Raw genomic sequence first — 4,331 nt, 5'->3', positions numbered from 1 at the left:
GTCATTGTCTTAATGATCTGGTTTTACCTGTCTGGCATCGTCATTATTTTAGGCGGCGAAATCAATGCTATCTTCCGCCGGCGTCGAAGAGATAAGAAATATTCCTGAACCTAATTAAAAACAGACATTCCCGGACCCAAAGGTGAGCCGGGAATGTCTGTTTATTTTAATAAACGCAGACCATTTAGAATAACTAAAATGGTACTTCCTTCGTGTCCAACTACACCCAGGGGAAGGTCAATAACCTGAAGGAAATTACTGATAATAAGCAGCATGATTATGGTTATGGAGAAGACTACATTCTGCTTAACAATGCGATTCATGCGTGAAGACAATCTTCTTGCCTGTGAAATCCGTGAAAGATCATTTTGTATTAAGACAACATCCGATGTTTCAAGAGCTACATCCGTTCCCCCTCCCATAGCTACCCCCACATTGGCCGTAGCAAGGGCTGGAGCATCATTAATTCCGTCGCCTACCATGGCTACCTGAGTGAAGTGAGCTTTTAGTTTTTTAATTTCATCTACTTTTTTCTCAGGGAGCAATTCGGCAATATAATGGTCAACTCCGGCTTCTGACGCAATAGCTTCAGCTGTGGCTGAGTTATCGCCTGTCAGCATAATGGTATAAACACCTTGTTTTTTTAATTCTTCTATCGCCTCTTTGGTATCCTCTCTGACTGTATCCTTCATAGCAAAAATAGCAGCAATTTCGTTATTCTTTTTCACAAATATAACGGTTTTACCTTGTTTCGCTAATGTTTCAGCAATCCCATTCTGAAATAAATAGGCTTCCTCTTTTCCTACAAATTCAGGTTTTCCTACTTTCCATTCATTTCCTTCGTGAGAAGCTTTTACACCGTTTCCACTTATATCCTGCATGTGTTCCACTGAGCTCAAAGGCACTTCTTTTTGTGATGCATACCGGACAATAGCCTGGGCAATAGGGTGGTTCGATTCCTGTTCGATGGAAGCAGCAATAGAAAGGATTACCTCTTTATTTTCTTCTTCTGCATATAACGCATCGGTTACCTCGGGTGTTCCATTAGTCAGCGTTCCTGTCTTGTCAAACGCAATCGCATTCAGATGAGCCAGGTTCTCCAGGTGTACACCGCCTTTAAAAAGCAGCCCATGACGTGCACCGTTTGAAATGGCGGACAACGTTGCCGGCATAATGGAAGCTACTAAAGCACACGGGGAGGCAACTACAAGCAGGATCATGGCTCTGTAAATCGTATCCATCCAGCTCCAGCCAAATAAGAAATGGGGAAGGAATAGCATCACCGCAACAACACCAAGTACAATTTTTACATAAGTACTTTCAAAACGCTCAATAAAAAGTTGAGAAGGAGATTTCTCGCTTTGTGCGGATTGAACCATGAGTATTATTTTCTGGAATAGCGTGTCTGTTGATTTCTTGGTTACTTCAACAGTCAGACTCCCATTTAAATTAACGGTACCTGCGAACACTTCTTTATCAATGCCCTTTGTTACAGGGATCGACTCTCCAGTGATGGCACTTTCATTTATGGCGCTTGAACCTTTAATGATCGTTCCATCAGCCGGGATGCGTTCACCTGGTTTTATTAAAATACGATCGTTCACGTAGAGGTCGGTTACTGATACGACTTCGTATCCCTCTTCCGTCACCTTCAGGGCTACTTCGGGCTGCAAATCCATTAAGGAAGAGATTTCTTTCTGGCTTTTATTTAACGTGTACGTTTCCAGGGCACCACTTAACGCAAAGATGAAAATGAGAATGGCTCCTTCTGTCCAGTAGCCGATAGCAGCAGAACCAATGGCAGCTAAAATCATGAGCAGTTCAACATTTAGTTCTTTTTCATGTATGGTATCTTCGAGTCCTTCTTTGGCTTTAGCAAATCCGCCGATTACGAAAGCAGCGATGTGAAGAAGAACAAATACACTTTCAGAAATGTAACTGGATAAAAGCCATGCAAATAAGACGAGGACTCCGCTTAGTAATGCGGCCACTAACTCTGCATGTGTTTTCATAAACTTCCAAGAGGGGCGAAATAAATGACTCTGGATAGGAAATGAGCTTGATTCAGATGACATAATTCTCAACTCCTTAATATAATTGATAACGATTATCATAACCAACTAGTTTTAAAACTGGATTTATTAGAATTAGAAGCACTTTAAATTAAAATAATTATAATCTGATATATATTATTAATATACCATTAAATTGTGCGTAGTCAAGGGCGGAACAAGCACTATTTTTTGACAATGCAGGAAATCAATAACCGAGCAAGCTGGTTGATATTAAGGCGCTAAAATTGCTATATTGGATAGGTGCGTAAACAATTTTAGAAAGGTGGATATCCACAAATGCGTAAAGGACTATTAACTATACTTATGCTTACGCTTTCTGTGATACTTGCCGCTTGTGGCTCAAGTGGAGATGAGAACAGTGAAAGCAGTGAAGATAACAACTCCAGCCAGGAAGCCTCTGGAGAAAAATGGAGCGAGATCAAAGAAGAAGGGAAAATTGTAGTCGGTACAGCTGGGACATTATTTCCCGCCTCTTATTACCCGGAAGGTTCCGATGAACTGACGGGCTATGATATCGAAATTATGAGAGAGGTAGCCAACCGACTGGACCTTGAACTTTCTTTTAAAGAATACGGGGTAGATGCGCTATTATCCTCTATTAACAGTGGTCGTGTGGATATGGTTATTAACGATTTCCAGCCGACAAAGGATCGTAAAGAGAAATTCGCATTCAGTGAACCTTACAAGTATTCATATTCTACAATGGTCGTCCGTGAATCTGATCTTTCTGGAATTGAAACGTTGGAAGATCTGGAAGGTAAGGTACACGGCGGAGGAGCTACCACAGTATACTCCCAAATTGCCGAGCACTTTGGCGCAGAAACAAAAAGCTACGGAAATGTAGCGAATGATGTATACCTTCGTGATGTAGCGAATGGCCGTACTGATTTCATTATTAACGATTATTACTTGCAGACGCTGGCTCTAAAAGCTCTTCCAGAGATTGAAGTACAACTGCATCCTGATCTTCAGTTCCACCCAACTACTTCAGCGATCGTGATGCCTAAGGACGCTCAGACGCTGAAAGGGAAAGTGGATGCTACACTTCAGCAGATGAGGGAAGATGGCACGCTTACTGAAATATCAAAAGAATTTTTCGGAGGAAAAGATGCTTCGAAAAAACCTGAAAAAGATGTCCGTGAGCTTGAAGGCATCGATTTGTAAGGGTCTATTATGTTAGGTATTCAAATTGATGAGATTAAATTAGAGCAGCTTTTTAATACGGAAACCGCCTGGAACAACCTTCCTTTCATATTAGAAGGGGTTCCGCTCACTCTGCTTATTTCAGTGATAGGCATGGCCATAGGGCTGGTAATTGGCTTTTTCCTCGCTCTTGCCAGAGGGGCGGATCGGATCTGGTTTAGATGGCCTGCCCGCTTATATATCTCATTCATGCGTGGAACACCAATTCTCGTTTATTTATTTGTGTTATATTATGGATTTCCGTTAATTGGTATTGAATTTTCTGCTATTATGGCCGCTATTATAGGCTTTGGTACAAATAGTGCCGCTTATATTGCAGAAATCAATCGTTCTTCCTTAAATAGTGTTTCTTACGGGCAATGGGAATCCGCCAGGGCTCTAGGTTTCTCCTACTGGAAGACCATCCGGCGGATCATCATGCCTCAGGCTACCAGAATTGCCATTCCGCCTCTTGGCAACGTTTTTTTGGATTTATTGAAAGCGACGTCGCTAGCAGCTATGATTTCTGTACCTGAAATCTTAAATAAAGCTCAAATTGCGGCAGGACGGACGATTGATTCGTTAACGATGTATATCACCGCGGCTTTAGTTTACTGGCCGCTGACCATGCTGTTTTCTGCTTTACAGGATTATTTGGAAAAGCGATACAACAGACACTTATAGTTCCAACAAACCGCCGGAAGAAACATTTCTCTGGCGGTTTTATTATGGCAGTCCGCTCTGAGGGTTTTGGTTTCTTGAAATAAGAGAACTCTAAATAAGAAAACTTATACAAAAGGCTGCTATTTAAATAAGAGCTTACCTAAATAGAGAAGTGTTGCGTGAAGAGCTGTCTTGTTTTATGATGAAGATTGCGCTTTAAATCGTAACCATTATGAATTAGGTAAATTGAAAGGAAATATCCTTCTCATTTACTTAAAGCGCTGTGTCTTATATAATTTAAATCGTAATCATTATTATTTTTTGAGAGGGATTAATATGAGTAATCATCCAATTGTAAAGATGGAGCAGGTCTCCTTTAAATATGAAAAGGAATGGGTCGTAAAAGATGTG

4 protein-coding genes and 1 pseudogene are annotated in these 4,331 nt (G+C 41.0%); 4 read left to right on the top strand and 1 reads right to left on the bottom strand.

Features of this window, described 5'->3' with window-relative positions; genetic code table 11:
• Positions 1–108: pseudogene (locus WAM07_RS05695) on the top strand (ribonuclease); the annotation flags it as partial.
• Between the two features lie 53 nt (positions 109–161).
• Here the strand turns inward: WAM07_RS05695 and WAM07_RS05690 are convergent.
• Positions 162–2,075, bottom strand: coding sequence for a heavy metal translocating P-type ATPase (locus WAM07_RS05690; RefSeq protein WP_422165499.1), 1,914 nt, complete (start codon positions 2,073–2,075; stop codon positions 162–164).
• Positions 2,076–2,351: 276 nt separating this feature from the next.
• On the opposite strand from WAM07_RS05690, the gene WAM07_RS05685 reads away from it, so the two are divergent.
• The 3 genes from WAM07_RS05685 to WAM07_RS05675 form a co-directional block, all read left to right on the top strand.
• Positions 2,352–3,239, top strand: coding sequence for a transporter substrate-binding domain-containing protein (locus tag WAM07_RS05685; protein ID WP_422165497.1), 888 nt, complete (start codon positions 2,352–2,354; stop codon positions 3,237–3,239).
• Positions 3,240–3,248: 9 nt separating this feature from the next.
• Complete coding sequence (locus WAM07_RS05680; RefSeq protein ID WP_422165495.1) at positions 3,249–3,941, top strand: amino acid ABC transporter permease; 693 nt, start codon at positions 3,249–3,251, stop codon at positions 3,939–3,941.
• A gap of 171 nt (positions 3,942–4,112) precedes the next feature.
• Positions 4,113–4,331 (top strand): hypothetical protein (locus tag WAM07_RS05675; RefSeq protein ID WP_422165493.1); only part of this gene is annotated, 219 nt, incomplete at its 3' end.

The sequence above is a fragment of the Halobacillus sp. genome (genome assembly GCF_049282395.1).
Lineage (GTDB): Bacteria > Bacillota > Bacilli > Bacillales > Halobacillaceae > Halobacillus.
The sequence above is the reverse complement of the archived record's forward strand: the minus strand, read 5'-3'. Positions and strand labels throughout refer to the sequence as shown.